Genomic DNA, 18,040 nt, shown 5'->3' with positions numbered 1-18,040 from the left:
CTCATTTCAAAGCATATGGATACAATAAAGTTATTATTAGTCGAAGATGACAACAGCCTGCGCTACATTGTGCAGAGCAGTCTGGAGGATATCATAGAGGGTTATGAAGTATTGGCGGCTGCCAATGGTGAAGAGGGCTTGAAGATGTGGCGGGAACATCAGCCTGACGTTATCCTCTCGGATATAGAGATGCCCGTCATGGACGGTTACGAGATGGTGAGGCGCATCCGTGAGGTAGATAAGGAGACTCCTATCATCTTTTCTTCCGGACTGGTATCTCCCAAGAGCGTACTGAAAGGCTATGAACTGGGGGCTAACAACTACATCAAGAAACCTTTTATTCCTGATGAACTGGATGCTCATATCCGTGCTTTACTAAAGCTTTCTAAAGGTGAGAAGGCCAAAGACGAAAGCGAATGCTTTAAAATAGGAAAAGAATATGTGCTTGACGCTACACACGCCACACTAAAGCATTCTTCCGGTGAGAGCAAAACGCTGACTGTCCGCGAAGCAGGCTTATTGCAAATGCTTTGTGAGAACCGGGGGGATGTAGTGCGCCGCGAAGCCATTCTCGATAAATTCTGGAATACGGAAGATGATTACTTCGCTTCCCGTAGTCTGGATGTATTTGTGACGAAGCTGCGCAAACTTATAGCTGAAGATTCATCCGTTAGCATTAAAACGGTGAAAGGAGTGGGGCTGATGCTGGAAGAAGGTGTGTAGCTGACCATCAGAATATAAATTCCGGGATGATTGAGATGTAAATCTTATCATCCCGTTTTTTTTGAGCTTACTGAAAGAAAAGATTATTCAGTTCGGGAAAGGGATCCCAGACAGTATAATTTATAAAAATATGACTACAAGAATGCAACCATATATTTGAAAGGTGGTACTGTTGTTCTTCTATTGAATTTTTGTGTAAAGCTATTGATGGAATCAGCCTTTATCTGCAAATGTCCCCTGATTTGTCTATCCCATATATAGAGCTATTGTTTGAAATACAGTGACTTATTATATAATATGTCCCCTTCATTTATCCCCCATGATTGTTTCATTGTTTACAGGTTACTTTTTACTTTTGTTTTCATACGATAACCAGGAAAGATGGAACTATTATTAATCATTATAAAAAGTAATATTTATGGAAAATCAAACAAAACTCTACCCAAGCTATATGGGTGAATTCTATGCAGCAAATCCGGTGAAATTTGAAAAAAGAAAGAACAATGTTAAGCCGATGCTTTATTATGGATTGGCTGTAGTCGCTGTTATTATTGTTATTTTTCCTGGTTTTATCCCTGTAGCGGGTTGGTTGGTTCGGACGGTCGGAGTAATTGCTGTATTAATATGCCTGCTTGCAGCGTATTTGAGCAATTTTGATTATTATAATAGCGAGAGTGGGGGTAAGATCAAAGAGGTGGGTTTGAAGAAGTTCAAGCGCGATGAAACCGATATAGACAGAATCCTGGAAGCGTTTCTCAGAAAAGACTTTGAGTATCTGGCAGAGTTGCCCGGAGCATACAGCGCACCGGTTCAGATTCATGTGGAAGAGGATAAATTAGGGCAGGAGATGTATTGCTTACTGACTTCTTATGATTCTGACAGCAATATTATCGGTCTGACCAATGTCCTGACCTTATCAGGAAATGATTATCTCGATCATGCGGATGTAATTAGGCAGATGCTTAAAGATGCGGAAAACGACTGATTCTTATTAATTGTAGGACCTGATGAAAAAGCTGGTTTTGCTTATTGGTCTTCTGCTTTTTGCCTTTCTGAATGTCCGCTCGCTTTTCTGTATTTATGAGTAGAAAGAAATTTAGGCCCAAACAGCAACCGGTTCAGGGCGAAGATGCCTCCCGGCGGCAGCCGAAGAAAAGAATGGCACTATGGAAAATCCTGGTGCCTGTCTTTGTCTTTCTTTTCCTGTTGCATTGCAGGATGTGGTATATGGAAGAGGAAATGCTGATGCATACTGCATTTTCTTCCGGCAGCTATTTAGGATTGAATCGGAAAATCGTTATTCTCCTTATGGCAATAACGATGTGTAGCTGGATGGTTTATATCTATAAGAAAAGCACTGGGAAATGGTATCATTGGAGAAACTTTGTCTATGCTTTTATGTGTGGAGCTACCGTAGTAGGGTTGTGTACCAATATACTGGTGGTTTTTCTGTTCTGGCTGAACAGTTGCTTTACTTCCGGGATACAGACCCGTGAGTATATAATTGTCAATATCGCTCCACACGACCGGACGCGTAAGAGCCACAATCCACGTTCTGCTGCATGGTTGCTGAATACATTTTCTTACGGGGAGATATTTATACAAGGTGACCGTTGCACTCGCATCTACTTGCCCATTGACTCTGCATACCGGCTCAGCGGTGAACGAGGCATCTATCTTAAAATAGAGTTGGAAGACGGCTGGCTGGGATGGGGAGTAATACGGAAGATCAATTCGGTGACCACAACAAAAGTATCGGAAAAAGTAGAAGTTCGTTTTCCTGAAGATGAGCAGGCACAGGCGCCTGATTCTTGTTTGCACGAAAAAAATGAAAAAGCTTTTAAGTATACATGGAGGGATATTCATATCTTTGCCAAACTGAGGAATATTAATTTATCGGATACCACCCACGTCAGTGTAAATCAGTATATAGACGGACAAAAAGGTATTCCGGTATGGGAGATTGATATACACGATTCCATTCGGCCGGATATAGCCAGAGTGATATTGATTCATGGAGAGACTGGAGAAGTGATGATGGATTCGTACGAATAACACGATATTGAAGATGAGATTGAAGAGTTTGATAGGAATAATCCTGTGGGGCGGTGTGTTGGTTTCTTGTGGTCCTGATAATCGCGTGGCCTTGGCGGAGAAGCTGATGGCGGAACAGGAGACGGATAGCGCCATATCCGTAATGAATGAGATTAAAGAACCGTTGCATAACTTATCGAAGCGCGATTATGCCCTTTATGCCTTGCTGATGTCCGAGGCTGTCCACAGGAAGCAACAGTTGAATGCAGCTACAGATACTCTGCTGCTACCGGCAATTAAATATTTCAGCCAATCGGGCGATTCTCTTTATGCCGAACGGGCCCTTTACTGCAAAGCACACTTGGACAGACGGCTTAACCGGATGAGCGATGCCATACAATCTTTTCTGAAAGCTCTGCTTTTCCTGCAAAATAGTGGTAATCATGAGCAGCTCTACCGGGTGAATACCTGGTTGGGAGTTGTCTGCCTGAATCAGGAAGAATATTCCGGTAAGGTGCGTTATTCCAAAGAAGCCTTGAAAGCGGCTTTGGATCTGGGAAATATGTTCTATAAGAATATGGCCTTGTGCGATATTTCTACCGGATATTTGTTTCTCAATCAATTGGATAGCGCCCTTTATTATGCTCAGGCTGCCTATGAGGCGGCTTTAGCCGATTCTGTTCCTCGGCAGCTTCCTTTCATCTATACAAATCTGGGAAGTATTTATTCCCAGAAGGGAGAACCCGCCAAGGCGCTGGACTACATTAATAAGTCTATAAGCCTTCGTCCGGCTAAGGATACTGTGAGAATTCTTTCGCTCTATGGGGTGAAGTTGGAGTTGTTTGGGAAACTGGGACAATATGATTCGGCATATCACTATTTTCAGAAAGTTATCTCTAGCCCAAATCCTTCTTCGGTGGCCGATGCTTATAATAATATGGCGAGAATATATCATAAGATGGGCCGTGCTTCGGATGCCTATCCTATGCTACAACGCTTCATTGAGTTGTCCGATACCATACGAAAGCATCATCATACTGAGGAAGCCATTACATTGCAAGAGCTTTACAAACACGAACAGCTTTCGGTGGAAAACCTGTATTGGCGCACCCGGGCTGTGGAGAGGCAGCGTAATGTGTATTGGATGACTACAATCTCTCTGTTGCTGGTTTGGGTAGCAAGTGCAGTATATTTCATCTATCGCCGTAACCGCAACCATCTGATGGCGCAGCAGCATCAGCTTGTAAAAAAGGAAAAAGAATTGGCGCAGCAACGTGAGATCACTTCCGAAAATCTCCGGCGTATGGTGGAGCTGGAGCAGAAGGAAGCTAAGCTGAAAGAAACTTTCTTCAGGAGACTCAGCCAGAAGGTGGTGCAGGAGATAGAAAGAGGCGGAAATGTGATTCTCTCCGATGAAGACTGGGACGATATTGTGCAGAATGCTGACATCATCTTCAATAACTTCACGAAACGTCTGCAACAGACCTATCCGAGTCTGAATAAAGATGATTTGCGTTATTGTTGTATGGTGAAAATGCAATTATCCCAGTCGGGCATGGCGCAAGTGATGCATCTGGAGAGGGATTCGGTGAAGAAGCGTCTGAAACGTATCCGTATGGAAAAGATGGGGGCGGATAGTGGTATTACATTGGAAGAACTGCTGTATAACTTTTAAAGTAAAAAGGCAGCTGTCTTTCAGGTATCTCATTGATTTACCCAAAAGAAAACTGCCTTTTGAGGCTGATGCCATTACATCCATTTGATAGAATGCCCCAATGCTCGTTTTATTGCTTCCATCTCGGCACTATGCCACATCTCATGCTTGAAGCACCAGGCAAGGGCTTCGTACTTATTATTGGCAACCGGGTGTTTGAAGGGAATAGGCTCTAAATCCTCTAATAAAATACGGTCGTCCAGACGGGAGAGGTTACTGATACATATCTCATGAACAGCGTCCAGTTGTTTTTTTAGCTCTGCCACAGGAATTAAATTCTTTTCGGCGGAGCGATGCAATGTACCCATTCCATTAAAGGCCTTCACGTAATCAATTACCGGAATAAGTTTGCTGACGGCTTCATTACTCCCGGTGATGCAGACGATGGCATGAAAGTTCTGGCTGATAATCAGATGGCCGATTTGCCATGCGAAGTTAGAGTCAGTGCCTTCGGGGATGGTGTACCACAGATTTTCCGGAAGTTCCGATACTAAACGGTTCACAAAATTCCGCGATTCAATAATCTGTTCTTTTAAAAAATCAATCTTGCTCATAATTAGTTTATTTAAGTTATACATAGTAGTTAGTGAGCAAGCTTTCCATTCTGTGACAGCTCAGGAAATAATTTTTTCCCAGTAGTTCTTTCTTGGAAGTTCCTTCTCGAGCCGTTGGTAAACGTCGACGAGGCGGATAATCTTCTTTATGGCGGTATATTCTTTCTCCAGATTGAGCAAGGTGACTTGTTTGCATATCCGGCATTTACAGGTTCCCTGCGGGTTATATAGCGGACAAGTGTCATTCATGAAGTGGGTAATCTTGCGGATAGAACGGGAGGAAATCTGACGGACGCTATCTTCCGTCATGCCCATGATTTCACTGATTTGCTTGTACGGCAGGTTGAGATTTATTTTGAATATGAATATCAGCCGGGCATCGTTCGTCAGACAATGATTCTGGGCTGTCAGACACCAGTCGCAGCATACTTTTATCCATTCCTGTTCGTCCCGGTCCTGCCCGTTATAATCAATGTCAGGAAGGTCGCGGAATTCTCTCAACTCATTCATTGTGGCTATTCTTTCGTTCCGGGCATATCGCAGTATGGTGCGTTTGCATATGGTGTATATCCATGTCGATAACCCGGATTCCCCGTTGAACGAGTCTATGCTTTTGATGATTTCGTACCAGACTTCCTGAGCCGCTTCTTTAGCAATTTCCTTGTTTTGTATCATGCGGTGTGCTATGGAAGATACCATGACGCCATATTGTTCTACGATTTCCTTTAAGTCCGGTTGCATATTCTAAGTATTGAGTTATGTTGAGCTTGCAAATGTAACTAATTTGTTTTATCCTGCTCTTCCTGCGCTTTTTATTCTTGTTCTGTTCGCTTTTGTGCGGACACTTGTCCGTTAATGAACACTCTCTGAAAATGGGTAGACGTTGACAATCAATGCTTTATTGTTTTGGCACGGCAATTGACTATATATTGTCGAAGGCGGTTGACAAAGACTTCCTTTCAAAACTCAAGAAGTAATAACAATAAAAAAATAACGATTATGAAAACGAACTTAATTTCTAAAGCAGTGGTAATGATGGTAGTAGTAATGGCAAGCGTAATGAACTTCTCTGCAAGTGCAAGCAATCCTACCCAGTATGTAAAGAACGAAGAGATGACCGGTGAACTGATGACCGCTAAGACTATCTTTAAGAACGAAGACGGTCGTTTATTCCGTCACCTCCGTTATACTTACACTTACGATAACGAAAACCGCGTAATCAGCAAGGAAGCTTCCAAGTGGGACAGTGTAAAAGAAGCCTGGGTTCCTTACTTCAAAATGAATATGGAGTATAGCAATCATGAAATTGAAGTGAGCTACGCCCGTTGGAACTCTAAGAGCAACGCTTACAACAGCAATATTGAAAAAACTGTTTATGAACTGAATGATGATAATGTTACTTTAATGTTAGCAAGTACAAAATAAAAGCGAATAGTTTTCTCGGGTAAACCGGCTATTGGGAATGAGGCGTTTCCCGATAGCCGGTTTCTTTTGTTATTGGCATTTGTTATGTTATTAAGTCTGAACAGCTTTACTACCCTACGGATAAAAAATATATCTTTGTGAATGAACCTGTTAATTGTCGGACATTAATCAAAACACAGATGAAAAATATGTTTTATTGGGCTGGCATCATAAGTATTCTTATCTGCCTGCCGCTTCGGGTTTCCGCTCAGTTGTACGAACAAATGTGGAAACAGGTTGAAGCTCTGGAACAAAAGCGGTTGCCTGAATCTGCAATCAGAGAATTGCAAAAGATTTACGAGCATGCCAAACAGGAAAAGAACGTGCCTCAGATGATGAAAGCTCATCTGACGAAGGCATCCTTATCTATCGACATCACCCCCGATAGTCTGGACCGTGAATTATCCGGACTGAAAACCTGGGTGGCGGAAGAAAAAGACCCGGTGTATAAAGCTATACTGAATAATCTGCTGGGATACTACACCCTCGATACCGGCAAGAGGGATGAAGCTGCCATAGACGCTGCCATTGCTTATTTTCGCCTTTCACTACAAGATAAAGACCTGCTTTCCCGGAAGTCCGCTATGGATTACCGCCCGATGACTGTCAGCAAAGAACTGAGCGGGAAGTATTGCGGCGACAATATGTATCAGTTGCTTGCCCGGCAGGCCATCTCACGGCTGAGTGGTTATTTCATTGTCAATCCCGTGTTAGCCGAGAAAATACAAACCGAGATATTATCCATTTATGACGGGCTGATTGACTTTTACCAACAGCAAGGCATGACGGATGCCCGCTTATTGCTAATGCTCGATAAACTGAATTATCAGGGAAATGACATCAGTCGCGGCGGTGTGAATGAAAAGCTGAGGCTGACTGACGAACAAGTAATAACCCTCTTGAAACAATGGGCCGACGAGTTCTCCGCTTCCCCGCTTTGCGGAGAGGTATATTGCCAACTGGCAGAGCGCTACGACAGGATGCAGGATTATACCGCCAAACTGCATGCCGCCCAAACCGGACTAAAAAAATACCCCCAATCACCCTCTGCCAATGATTTGAAAGAACAAGTTGCAGAAGTGCTCACTCCCCGGTTGATGGTAGAAATCCCCTTTGCCTACCCAGCGAAAGAAGTGGATTTGAAAGTAAAATACCGCAATCTGACCGGACTGACCGTAGAACTTTACCGGATGAACCTGCCCGTCACAAGTAATATTCTGGAAAGGGAAATAACAGCTTCCACCGTAAGCCAATACGGCAAACTGGTCGGCACCCGCCATTACCAACTGGCAGCCACCCCGGATTATATGGAAACAGATACCTTGTTGCGTTATAAATTCCCCACCGAGGGCATTTACATATTAAAATCTATCCCCGACGGGCATCGTAAGTATACAGCATACGGAAAAGCTTATGTTTCCTCCCTGCAAGCCATATCCTTGGGATTGCCCGGCGGAAAACAGGAAATCAATATCATCGACCGCCTGACGGGACATCCGGTGGCAGGCACGGAAGTAGCTTATTACCGTGTGTCGCAGGGAGAAGGTTATCGTTTGGTCAAAGCATATCCTGCGGACAGTAAAGGAACTGTTACCCTTACCCCGCCCGATGAAAGAAACTGGCTGGGAATAAACGTCCGTAAGCCGGGTGCCGACTATATGGAAATCAGCTATGCTGGTTTCTCGGGTGCGGGATATAATGTGCCCGCCTCCCGGAAGTGGGAAAAGCATGTTTCCCTCTTCACCGACCGGGCTTTATACCGTCCCGGGCAGGTGGTGCATGTTTCGGGGATAGCGTATGAGCAATCAGGTGATTCGATACGTGTCTTCTCAAGAGTCCGCAAGGATGTGGTGCTGCGGGATGCCAACCGGCAGGAGATTGGCAAAATATCCCTCGCTACAGACGAATTCGGGGCTTTTTACGGCGATTTTATGCTTCCTGAAACACTTCTCCCGGGAGAGTTTGAACTGTCGGTACAAGGCGGCGAAAACCGTTATATCCGTGTGGATGAATACAAGCGCCCGACGTTTGATGTAGTCTTCCAGCCCTATCAGGCCACTTATAACGTGGGAGATACCGTATTAGTTAGCGGCGAAGCAAAAACATTTGCAGGCACTCCGGTAGGATTGTGCAGACTCAATTATAAACTCACCCGTTCGGAGAATGAATTCTGGAGGATTTCGGACCAAGAAACTGTTCTGGCAGTAGGTGAGGTGCAGACTGATGCAGCCGGTAACTTCCGCTTCCCGGTCTTTCTGCGCAAACCGGATGATTTCAAGCCCGACCGACCGGGGCGTTACTACACCTATAAAATAACGGCTGAGGTCATCAACCTGACCGGAGAGGTGGAAAGCGGTACTTTGTCGTTACCGGTAGGGCAACAGTCCGTAGCCTTGCAGATTAAAGGTCTGCGCCCAAAGGTGGCTCGCGAGAAACGGGAAACCATACAGGTGTTGGCTATGAATCTAAGCCGACAGCCCGTAACGCTTCAAGCCACTTGCGTGGTGTATGCTTTGGACGAAAAAGGAAACAAAACCAATGAGGTATGCCGCCGCACAGTAGAAACCCGCCGCTCTTTTGTTCCCGATGATATACTGGCCCTTACTCCGGGACGTTACACTATGGAAGTGTCAGCCCTCGACGGGCAGGGAAGAACCTGCACGGCAAGGCAGGATTTCATTCTCTTTTCGTTGGCAGACCGTCACCTGCCGGTACATTCACCGGAGTGGTTCTATCAGGACGGGACAGAGTTTAATGACGGGCATCCCGTCAGCCTGTATGTGGGCAGCAGTGAGAAAGATGTCTATCTGTTGTACGATGTCTTCTGTGGCGACAAGCGCATTGAATCCAAACGGATGGTTCTCAATAATGAAATCCGGCAGTTCACCTATCCCTATAAACCGGAATATGGAGACGGCATCACCGTGAACTTCGCCTTTATGCGCGAGAGCAAATTATACACCAAGCAAGTGCAGATATCCCGTCCCCGCCTGGATAAGAGCCTGCAACTGAAATGGATTACTTTCCGTGATAAGCTGCAACCGGGGGGAAAGGAAGAATGGCAACTCCAAATCACGCATCCCGACAAGAAAGCGGCCGATGCGCAACTACTCGCCACTCTTTATGACGCTTCCCTCGATAAACTGTACGTCAATGACTGGGCTTTCAACCTGAACTTTCCCCGTTCCACTCCCGGTGTCCGTGCAAACCTGATATTCTCAGGTCATTTCATCTGGATGTACAGTAACTTCCCCTATGCGGGCAACACTCTGCGTGGTCTTCGTTGGTGGGATGTGTATAGCACTCTGAATGCTCCGTTTTGGCGGGTTCCGCATCCGGAGAACGGTTTCCGTGTAAAGCAGGATAGCAGGGTGATGAAGCCCGCAGCTATCAGCCTTGATGCTGAAACTCTGTCTGATGACGGTTTTGAAGTAGAAGACGGAAGCTCCATTGAAGCAGTGTTTGAATGCTCTGATGCTGTGGCATTGGATGATGGTTCTCCATACGTCCCTCTCCGGCAGAACTTTGCAGAAACAGCTTTCTTCTATCCCGCCCTCCGTACGGATACGAATGGAGTCGTAAGCCTGTCTTTCACCTTGCCCGAAAGCCTGACCGAATGGAAGTTCATGGGGCTTGCCCATACCCGGGGTATGGATTACGGGCAGATAACAGCCCGGGCAAAAGCTGTCAAGCCGTTTATGGTGCAACCCAATATGCCCCGTTTTATCCGTGTGAACGATAAACCGGTCATCAGTACAGGAATAATCAACCTGTCGGAAGAAAACATCCGGGGAACAGCCCGAATGGAACTGGTTGACCCGCAAACAAACCGGGTTCTGTCAATCCGTGAACACGAATTCAGTGCGGCTGCCGGAGCAACCGTTTCCGTATCGTTTGATCTGGAAACCCCGGATGAAGCTACGGTCTGGATTTGCCGGATTATTGCCGAGGGAGGCAATTTCAGTGATGGCGAGCAGCATTATCTTCCGGTTCTGTCTGATAAACAATGGGTGACTGAGGTAATATCCGTGCAATTGAACGGTGCGGAAAGTAAATCGGTTGCATTGGACGGCTTGTTCAATGACGGAAGTAAAACCGCTACCGACAAACGCCTGACGGTGGAACTGACTGCCAATCCCGATTGGTATGCCATACAGGCTCTGCCCGTCATTGGTAATCCTTTGAATGAAGATGCTTTGTCGTGGGCAAGTGCTTACTATGCCAATTCACTGTCCACAACCATTATCAATACCCATCCCCGCATCCGGCAGGTGTTCGAAAGCTGGAAAGCGCAGGGCGGTTCATCATCAGGCAATCTCAGTGATAAAGAAGACCTGAAAGACCTGTTGCTTAAAGAAACTCCCTGGCTGGCGGATGCCCTCAATGAGACGGAGCAGAAAAGAAGCATAGCGCTTCTGTTCGACCTGAACACAATGGGCAACCGTAATCAGGTTGCAGCATCCCGTCTGGAAGCATTGCAACTCCCCGACGGCTCCTGGAGTTGGTACAAAGGGATGTCGGGCAACCGCTACGTCACCACCCGGATTGCAGAAATGCTGGCACGGCTCCGGACGATGGGCGCATCTGTTGCTCCGCTACAGGGAATGTACGAAAAGGCGGTGAATTATCTCCATACCCAATGGCTGGATGAATACAGACAGATGAAGGAAAGTGAAAAGAAGGGCGATAAGGATAGATTGCCCGGCGAGCAATCCCTGCATTACCTGTATATCTGTGCTTTGGATGCGCAAGTTGCGAAGCGTGCCGATAAAACAGCTTACTCGTATATGATTGGCAAACTGGAGGCAGCCCCTCCGGCTGATGCCATTTATGATAGGGCGCTTATCGCTACCCTACTGCATAAAGCTGGTAAAACGACCAAAGCGAACGAACTTGCCCGCTCCATTCTGGAATATTCCGTTGCCACACCCGGGATGGGACGTTATTTCGATACTCCGAAAGCCCGCTACTTCTGGAACAGTTATAGAATTCCGACGCAAGTGGCCGCCATCGAAGCCTTGTCCGCCATTCTGAAAGAACCGTTGGCGGTTGCCGAAATGAAGCAATGGTTGCTTAAACAGAAGCAAGTGCAGGCTTGGGACAATCCGGTAGCTACTGCCGATGCTGTGTATGCTTTCCTGGGTAGAGATGATAACCGATTGGCAGAGAGCAGCATGCTAAAAGCGGAAATATCCGGAACAGAAGTGGTTACTCCCGATGATGCATTAGGTTATGTCCGCCGTTCTTTCTCTGGTGATGAGGCTGAAACCCAGCAAATAGAAATAGCGCACACGGGTACAGGGATAGGCTGGGGAGCTGTATATGCCCAATATCTGGAAGATATGGATCAATTGCAATCCGCAAAAAGTAACGGTTTGAAAATCACCCGTACTTATTATAGAGATGGCAAGGAACTTTCTTCAAAAACAGATTTGCATGTGGGAGACGAACTTACCGTCCGACTGACTATGAAAGCAGACCGGGATATGGACTTCATTCAGATAAAAGATACACGTGCCGCTTGCATGGAGCCAAAGGAAGCGTTTTCGGGATACCGTCATTCCGATGCTATCGGCTATTATCAGGTGATGCGTGATACTTCTGCCGAATTCTTTATTGATAAACTAAGGAAGGGCATTGTTCAGATAGAATACAAAGTCTATATAGATCGTCCGGGAACTTATCAGACCGGTATTGTTACCGTGCAATCGGCTTATGCACCCGAATTTGGCGGACATACAAAGAGTCTGTCTGTAACGGTACGTTGAAATTATTATTCATTTATTAATCATAAAATGCGCATGAAGCATCTATGTTTACTGATTGCTTTTTTATCTTTCCTTAGTTGTAAGGCTCAGGAGGATAATGGGGATTTGGCAAAAGAGGTGATAATCTCGGGCCGTGTACTGAATAGGGAGGTCTATCCGAAGGAAAAGGAGGTGACGCTTGTGATACCTTATCTGTCTGAAATGGAGACAGTCTACACTTCTCCCATAGCGGATGACGGTACTTTCAGTTTCCGCTTTAGTCCTTACGCTCCCGTTCGCGAAGTTGTTCTTCGTAATTATGCGGAACACTTGTTTGTACATCCGGGCGATAGTCTGTTTGTAGAGATTGACTTCAGTGATTTGCTATCTCCCAAGATTACGGGAACTTCCGGCGATCTGAACCAATATATGGCTCTTTTCACTTTAGGTGGATATTATCGTGGCCCTTATTATTGTAATCCAAGGAGTACTTTCGAAGAATTTGAAAAGGAATTGGGAGAAGAGCATACCAGTCGTTGGGAACGTCGTGCCGACTTCCTGAAGAAATGTTCTCCAGGTGCCGAGGTTGAAGAATATACGGCGGATTTGCTGTGGATAGATTATTACAATGCACTCTTTAGATATGCCATGTCGCAGGCGTCGGAGGGTAAGGACGTCAGTATGTATATGGCATTAATGTTAAAACTTGACCCTCTCTTTTCGGGAAAAACCGTTTTTGCCGGTCTGTTTCCACTTGCTGAAACGGTGAATTTTTTCCTCTATTGCAATCATACCAGAAAAAAATATAGCGATTTTGAGTTAGCAGATCTTATTAAGGATTGCAAGGATAATGCTATCCTGCCCTATTTATACCTCCAACGCGTGGGTGCCCCTTTATGCCACAACGATACGCTTTGTCTGGCTGATTACAGGCTCCAGTTCGACTCTATAGTGCAGGCTCCCCATTTGAGGCAACCCATACTTGAACTATATGAGGATAAAGTGGATTATCTGAAAGCTCCCGGGAAGGTATCCCACCATATGCTCTATGGTAATAATGCGGATGAGGCGGCTGCCAGGAAGGACATGCCGTTTATGATTCCCGTATATAATCTTCTGGAAAAGTATGCAGGCAAGGTGATTTATGTTGATTTTTGGGGAGTGATTTGTCCCCCTTGCCTGGCAGAAATGGAGCCTTTGAAGGAATTGCGGAAACGATATTCTCCCGAAGATGTGGTAATGGTGAGTATTTGCGGAAGCAGAGACCGGGAAGCATATCATAAGATTCTGGAGCGCTTCTCTCTGCAAGGGAAGAATATTGAATGTGTCTATTCGGAAGATTGGGCGACCTCCGATGACTATCACCGCATCATGAAGCACTGGGGCATGAACAGCATACCGCAATTCCTTCTGATTAACCGTGATGGGGTTATAGTGGATTATGGCACTGCATTGCGACCTAGTTATCCGAAGACGGCGGCAAAGATTGATGCTCTATTGAAGTAAGGGGAGAATCGGGTAGGGATAGGTATATCAAGCCGATATGTAGTATGAGGGAAGTCATTGGGGCTTCCCTCACTTTATAATGGATAATTTATTGTTTATAAGACTTATCAGTTAGCGGCATAGTCAGGCTGATTGCTTCTGCATGGGCAGATTGCAGGAAGTCTCTGTCGTACAGAAATGTATATCCGTTTTCATCTTCTGTCAATGTTCCGGCTTTATAATCGCGTAGATAAACTAATGCTTGTTTCATAATTCAGTGTTTTTGGGTATTGGAACAGCGCCTACTTCCATTCCAAAAAGATTTAATACCTGATTTACTTTATCCAATCTTAAGGTCTGTTTGCCCTGCTCTAATTCGCGGATAAAACGGAGACCTACACCGGATTTTTCTGATAAGTCAACTTGTGTAAGTTCATGCTGTTTACGCATCTCTTTTACGTATTTTGCTAAAGTCATATATTCCATATTATACCCGTTTGGGTACAAATATAATAATTATATTGTTATTTATACCATATCGGGTATAAATAGTTCTTTTCTATGCCCTGTTTATACCCTTTAGGGGATAGAATTGATATTCGTAGTCCATTGGTATTTACGTTTTTATAATTTTTATCCTATTGTTTGCTTTTGTGCGGACACATGTTCGGTAATGAACACTGCTTTAATTTGTATGATTGTTGATAATCAGCGTTTTATTGTTTTGGCACAGCAATTGACTATATATAGTCGAAGGCGGTTGACAAAGACTTCCTTTCAAAGATCAAGAAGTAATAACAATAAAAAAATAACGATTATGAAAACGAACTTAATTTCTAAAGCAGTGGTAATGATGGTAGTAGTAATGGCAAGTGTAATGAACTTCTCTGCAAGTGCAAGCAATCCTACCCAGTATGTAAAGAATGAAGAGATGACCGGTGAACTGATGACCGCGAAGACTATCTTTAAGAACGAAGACGGACGTCTTTTCCGCCACCTCCGTTACACCTACACTTATGATAACGAAAACCGCGTAGCCAGCAAGGAAGCTTCCAAGTGGGACAGCGTAAAGGAAGCCTGGGTTCCCTACTTCAAAATGAATGTAGAGTACAGTAACAATGAAATTGCAGTAAACTACGCCCGTTGGAACTCTAAGAGCAATGCTTACGACAGCAACATTCAAAAGAGCGTTTACGCTTTGAACGATGCTAACGCAACTTTGATGCTGGCAAGTACAAAATAAAAATAGTAGTTTTCTTTAGAAATGGGCTATTGGAATATGTGAGATTTCCTAATAGCCTATTTCTTTTTTGTAGTAAATGCCTATAAAATTTATGCTATTTCTTGTTGTCATAATGCACAAACCCGATTGGTTTACAATTATTTTTTTGCGCAATCTGTTTTTGTTTGTCTGCCAATTGTGATAAGGCTAAATAAATATCATCAAGTTCTTTTCGAGTATCTTCGCTGAGGTCATTGATAGCAGCAATTGTATCTTCGTTTCCGTCTTCCAAGACTTTCATGCGCTGCTTTAGTTCTTCTATTTCCTTTGTAGTATTATTGGTGGAAGAAAGATATTGTCGCACAGAAACGAAAGCACGCATAATATTTCTATTTACTTCAATGGCAGTAGAAGAATGTAATACACTGCTTAACATTGCTACGCCTAATTCTGTAAAAGCAAAGGGCAGATATTTAATATTGCTACCTCTTCCTTTGTTCAAGATGCCAATTTGGCATCTTGAAAGTTCTTCTCTTGTGACTTCGAACATGAAATCTTCTCCTTCAAAGCGTTCCATATTGCGCTTAACCGAGCGTTTTAGTTGAGCTGTTTCAACTCCATAAAGTTGAGCCAGATCAAAGTCAAACATTATCTTTTGACCTCTGAACTCGTATATTTTATTTTGAATAACTTGTAATTCCATTATTATAGTAGTTTCAAGCAAAGGTAGAGAAATTTTTACTTTAAACAAAGGCTTTCTCATTTTCTTGTTTGTTTCTTGTAGCGTCCGCTTTTATGCGGACACTTGTCCGTTAATGAACACTACTGAAAAGTGAATAGTCGTTGGTAATCAATGCTTTATTGTTTTGGCACAGCAATTGACTATATATAGTCGAAGGCGGTTGACAAAGACTTCCTTTCAAAGATCAAGAAGTAATAACAATAAAAAAATAACGATTATGAAAACGAACTTAATTTCTAAAGCAGTGGTAATGATGGTAGTAGTAATGGCAAGTGTAATGAACTTCTCTGCAAGTGCAAGCAATCCTACCCAGTATGTAAAGAATGAAGAGATGACCGGTGAACTGATGACCGCAAAGACTATCTTTAAGAACGAAGACGGACGTCTTTTCCGCCACCTCCGTTACACCTACACTTATGATAACGAAAACCGCGTAGCCAGCAAGGAAGCTTCCAAGTGGGACAGCGTAAAGGAAGCCTGGGTTCCCTACTTCAAAATGAATGTAGAGTACAGTAACAATGAAATTGCAGTAAACTACGCCCGTTGGAACTCTAAGAGCAATGCTTACGACAGCAACATTCAAAAGAGCGTTTACGCTTTGAACGATGCTAACGCGACTTTGATGCTGGCAAGTACAAAATAAAAGTATAGGCATTATCGGGAGCCGGATACAGAGAACACATTTCTCTGGTATCCGGCTTTTTTGTTGTCAGGTCGCCGGAATATCCGGTCAGGTTTCGCACCTGCATGTTCCAATATTGTTGGGAGGAGCAGAAGACAAATGCACGGCTATATGTGGTTGTAGCTTTGCTTTCTTGATGGACAGGGGCTTTTCATAGGTTGTATCAGTAGATTCTGCTTGTATTTCTGCCTCGCCCTCCGGTACTTCGGCTATCGAAATCGGTAGGCAAATGCTATTGGCAACACTGTCTCCGTCGGCATTGCGAAAACTGAGATAGGCGACCAGTTCATCATCTTGCCAACTATCCGGGAGAGGAAGTTCTGCATGCTTGCCGGAACGTAATGCGGCCTCGGTATCGTAGACAGCCATTTCTTTATCTTTGTTGTACACCAGCAGCATGGCTATATCGGTGTCCTCCGCATTTCCCGTACCAGAGTTATTCTGCCAGTTGAAACTCATTTTATCCTTCTCTTGTATGGCTGTACCTTCGAATACAGGCATCAGCGTTCCCATAGACACCAGCGTCCGGTTGAAGTCAATCGTAATATCTTTTCCGCTACCCATCACGGCTCTTTTCAGCGTGTAGGACATGGCGGCGTTGAATGCGGATTTATCTTGTGTAAATTCTTTATAACCCATGCGTATGAAAGGTTTCATCGTTTTCAGGAAGTTGAATGCCGTGGCAAACTTGCCCCGTTGCTCTTGTTGCCTGGGTGTGCGCGGGTTGCTGACTTTGGCGGCGCGTGCACGGATATAGTAGTTTGATTTCCAGCGAAAACCGACTATCGGTCCCACTTTGCCGGAGAAACCTCCGAGAATGCCTTGATTGATAATTCCCATACTATCGTGTTTTAAGTTACTTGTTTTTCTGATTGCGCAAATATATGGAAAAAGATTCTTATCAATCCGGTCCACGTGATTTTTGCGTTAATTTGCGTCGTTTTGCGTAGATAATTATTTTGCCTTTTCCGATGGGTTATGTTTTGTCCGCATTATACCCGGGATGCACTTGCTCCGTACCAAGGCCGTGGTTTCTTCGCTTAGAGGTACCTGTGAGTGGAGAAGGTACGGAGCAAGTGCATCCCGGATATTACTCAAATAAGCAGATGTTCCTTGATCTCACGGAAAGGTCTGTAACCCATTCTCAATATAGAAAACTTTCTCTTCTTTTCCTCTGGTCAAATTCCGGAGATGGAGCAGAGCACCTTTGGGAATGTTATCGAAAACGAGTGTATCGGTTTTTGCTTCTTGTTTGGAAATATACTTCCATCCCTCTTCAATATAACTCCCCGTTCGGTGCTGAAGGCAAAGCAACGTATAAAAGGGAAATTGACTTTATCGGCTACGGATTGTTTGGATAAGTATATTCAGCAACATTAATTGTTGTCGGCAAGATCTGGAAAAGCTTTTATCACTTATCTGAATGACTATCGAATAGAGATTGCCTGCCAATTTTTGAAGCAACAGAAAATGTCTGTTTCGGAAATATGCTATTATGACGGATTTAACAATGTTCTGTATTTCAATTGAGTGTTTAAAAACAATAAAGGGATTTCTTTGGGCGAGTATGGCAGGTTATAGTCTATATACCTTTTTTGTGTATTTTCCCTTGTTTTTATTTCATAAAGATAGTACATCCGTTATTTTGCTAACCCATATTTTTATTAATATGT

At 44.2% G+C, this 18,040-nt stretch carries 15 protein-coding genes and 1 pseudogene; 10 read left to right on the top strand and 6 right to left on the bottom strand.

The window, feature by feature from the left end:
• The first annotated feature begins 15 nt into the window (after nucleotides 1-15).
• The 4 genes from HMPREF9447_RS11700 to HMPREF9447_RS11685 all read left to right on the top strand — a co-directional run bounded on the left by HMPREF9447_RS11700 (nucleotide 16) and on the right by HMPREF9447_RS11685 (nucleotide 4,432).
• Nucleotides 16-723 (top strand): response regulator transcription factor, encoded by a 708-nt coding sequence (locus tag HMPREF9447_RS11700; RefSeq protein WP_009129946.1) that lies wholly within the window; start codon nucleotides 16-18, stop codon nucleotides 721-723.
• 418 nt (nucleotides 724-1,141) lie between these two features.
• Nucleotides 1,142-1,708, top strand: a complete 567-nt coding sequence (locus tag HMPREF9447_RS11695) for a hypothetical protein (protein ID WP_009129945.1) — start codon at nucleotides 1,142-1,144, stop codon at nucleotides 1,706-1,708.
• Between the two features lie 95 nt (nucleotides 1,709-1,803).
• Nucleotides 1,804-2,778, top strand: coding sequence for a hypothetical protein (locus HMPREF9447_RS11690; protein ID WP_044138048.1), 975 nt, complete (start codon nucleotides 1,804-1,806; stop codon nucleotides 2,776-2,778).
• A 13-nt stretch (nucleotides 2,779-2,791) separates the two neighbouring features.
• Complete coding sequence (locus HMPREF9447_RS11685; protein ID WP_009129943.1) at nucleotides 2,792-4,432, top strand: tetratricopeptide repeat protein; 1,641 nt, start codon at nucleotides 2,792-2,794, stop codon at nucleotides 4,430-4,432.
• Between the two features lie 74 nt (nucleotides 4,433-4,506).
• Here HMPREF9447_RS11685 and HMPREF9447_RS11680 read toward each other — a convergent pair whose 3' ends face one another.
• A complete protein-coding gene (locus HMPREF9447_RS11680) occupies nucleotides 4,507-5,025 on the bottom strand; it encodes a DinB family protein (protein WP_009129942.1) in 519 nt (172 codons plus the stop codon).
• Nucleotides 5,026-5,085: 60 nt separating this feature from the next.
• A complete protein-coding gene (locus tag HMPREF9447_RS11675) occupies nucleotides 5,086-5,766 on the bottom strand; it encodes an RNA polymerase sigma factor (protein WP_009129941.1) in 681 nt (226 codons plus the stop codon).
• A 258-nt stretch (nucleotides 5,767-6,024) separates the two neighbouring features.
• On the opposite strand from HMPREF9447_RS11675, the gene HMPREF9447_RS11670 reads away from it, so the two are divergent.
• The 3 genes from HMPREF9447_RS11670 (at nucleotide 6,025) to HMPREF9447_RS11660 (ending at nucleotide 13,742) form a co-directional block, all read left to right on the top strand.
• The gene (locus tag HMPREF9447_RS11670) at nucleotides 6,025-6,450 is read left to right on the top strand and encodes a DUF3836 domain-containing protein (protein ID WP_009129940.1); all 426 of its coding nucleotides are present in this window, start codon (nucleotides 6,025-6,027) and stop codon (nucleotides 6,448-6,450) included.
• Nucleotides 6,451-6,629: 179 nt separating this feature from the next.
• Nucleotides 6,630-12,257, top strand: a complete 5,628-nt coding sequence (locus HMPREF9447_RS11665) for an alpha-2-macroglobulin family protein (RefSeq protein ID WP_044138046.1) — start codon at nucleotides 6,630-6,632, stop codon at nucleotides 12,255-12,257.
• A gap of 33 nt (nucleotides 12,258-12,290) precedes the next feature.
• Nucleotides 12,291-13,742, top strand: a complete 1,452-nt coding sequence (locus HMPREF9447_RS11660; RefSeq protein ID WP_009129938.1) for a TlpA family protein disulfide reductase — start codon at nucleotides 12,291-12,293, stop codon at nucleotides 13,740-13,742.
• 88 nt (nucleotides 13,743-13,830) lie between these two features.
• On the opposite strand, the gene HMPREF9447_RS11655 is transcribed toward HMPREF9447_RS11660, so the two are convergent.
• Nucleotides 13,831-13,992: a HipA N-terminal domain-containing protein gene (locus HMPREF9447_RS11655; protein WP_009129937.1), complete on the bottom strand. Its 162-nt coding sequence runs from the start codon at nucleotides 13,990-13,992 to the stop codon at nucleotides 13,831-13,833.
• Nucleotides 13,989-14,207, bottom strand: coding sequence for a helix-turn-helix transcriptional regulator (locus HMPREF9447_RS11650; protein ID WP_044138149.1), 219 nt, complete (start codon nucleotides 14,205-14,207; stop codon nucleotides 13,989-13,991). The genes HMPREF9447_RS11655 and HMPREF9447_RS11650 overlap by 4 nt, the downstream gene beginning before the upstream one ends.
• Before the next feature lie 331 nt (nucleotides 14,208-14,538).
• Here HMPREF9447_RS11650 and HMPREF9447_RS11645 point away from each other — a divergent pair, with 331 nt between their 5' ends.
• Nucleotides 14,539-14,964: a DUF3836 domain-containing protein gene (locus tag HMPREF9447_RS11645; protein ID WP_009129934.1), complete on the top strand. Its 426-nt coding sequence runs from the start codon at nucleotides 14,539-14,541 to the stop codon at nucleotides 14,962-14,964.
• A 94-nt stretch (nucleotides 14,965-15,058) separates the two neighbouring features.
• Here the strand turns inward: HMPREF9447_RS11645 and HMPREF9447_RS11640 are convergent, their stop codons facing one another.
• Entirely contained in the window at nucleotides 15,059-15,646 is a 588-nt protein-coding gene (locus tag HMPREF9447_RS11640) for an ORF6N domain-containing protein (RefSeq protein ID WP_044138148.1), read from the bottom strand.
• Between the two features lie 256 nt (nucleotides 15,647-15,902).
• Between HMPREF9447_RS11640 and HMPREF9447_RS11635 the strand changes: the two genes are divergently transcribed.
• Complete coding sequence (locus tag HMPREF9447_RS11635) at nucleotides 15,903-16,328, top strand: DUF3836 domain-containing protein (RefSeq protein WP_009129934.1); 426 nt, start codon at nucleotides 15,903-15,905, stop codon at nucleotides 16,326-16,328.
• Between the two features lie 87 nt (nucleotides 16,329-16,415).
• Here HMPREF9447_RS11635 and HMPREF9447_RS11630 read toward each other — a convergent pair whose 3' ends face one another.
• Nucleotides 16,416-17,207 carry a DUF6266 family protein gene (locus tag HMPREF9447_RS11630; RefSeq protein WP_009129933.1) on the bottom strand — a complete coding sequence of 264 codons (792 nt, stop codon included), beginning with the start codon at nucleotides 17,205-17,207 and terminating at the stop codon, nucleotides 16,416-16,418.
• Nucleotides 17,208-17,639: 432 nt separating this feature from the next.
• Between HMPREF9447_RS11630 and HMPREF9447_RS29105 the strand changes: the two are divergent.
• Nucleotides 17,640-17,747, top strand: a pseudogene (locus HMPREF9447_RS29105) (helix-turn-helix transcriptional regulator); the annotation flags it as partial.
• Between the last annotated feature and the right edge of the window lie 293 nt (nucleotides 17,748-18,040).

It is taken from the genome of Bacteroides oleiciplenus YIT 12058, from assembly GCF_000315485.1.
GTDB lineage: Bacteria > Bacteroidota > Bacteroidia > Bacteroidales > Bacteroidaceae > Bacteroides > Bacteroides oleiciplenus.
This window is presented reverse-complemented; position numbering and strand designations above follow the sequence as displayed.